Origin of the sequence: Kitasatospora putterlickiae (assembly GCF_039527695.1) — a bacterium.
GTDB classification, from domain to species: domain Bacteria; phylum Actinomycetota; class Actinomycetes; order Streptomycetales; family Streptomycetaceae; genus Kitasatospora; species Kitasatospora putterlickiae.
The window spans coordinates 1-810 of the sequence record NZ_BAAAKJ010000331.1; the positions used below are offsets into that span (position 1 = coordinate 1).

Consider the following 810-nt stretch of genomic DNA (forward strand, 5'->3'; position numbering starts at 1 on the left):
GCGAGCGGCGACCCCGGACGCCCCTACCCCACCTTCTCGCTCGCCCTCGCCGCCCTCGACCGGCCGCACTGGAGCGCGCTCACCCCGGTCGGCCCGCTGCGCCGCTTCCGGCTGGCCGAGCCGGAGGACGAGACGGCGCTCACCACCTCCCGGCTGCGGATCGACGAGCGGGTGCTGCACTACCTGGTCGGCGTCCCGTACCTGGACGTACGGCTGCACGGCCTGCTCACCCGGGTCGCGCCGCCCGGCGAGCTGTCCGGCCCGCACGAGCGCTGCGCGACCGGGCTGGCGCGGACGTGGACCGCGACCGGGCCGGCCGAACCGCCGCACGCCGAACTGACCGGCGCCGACCGCCGCACCCGCTGGGAGATCGCGGCGACCGCCGCCCACCGCGCCGGGCTCGGCCTCTACGCCGTGCACCGCGAGGACCTTCCCACCGACCCCGCCGAGCGCGAGCGGCTCGCCCGGCTCTGGCAGCGGGAGGCGATCATGATCCCGGCCGCCCTGCTGGTCGAGGGCGACGCGCGGGACCGCCCGTCGGCGCCGCACGGCACCGAGTCCTTCCTGGCGAGCCTCGCGGTACCGGTGGTGGTGTCCGGCGACGAGCCCCCGCCGGCGGGGACCTCGGACCGCGCCCGGCTGACCGTGCCCGCGCTCGGCCCCGAGGAGCAGTTGGCGATCTGGACGGCGGCGCTGGACGGCGCGCCGGGGATCGCCGGGGACGACCTGCGCGCGCTGGCGGCGCAGTTCTCCCTGCCCGGCCATGTGATCCGGTCGGCCGCGGCGACCGCCCGGCGGGCCGCCGGGGGG

1 pseudogene is annotated in these 810 nt (G+C 79.1%); it reads left to right on the forward strand.

What is annotated here, in order from left to right:
- Positions 1-810: pseudogene (locus ABD308_RS31260) on the forward strand (ATP-binding protein); the annotation flags it as partial.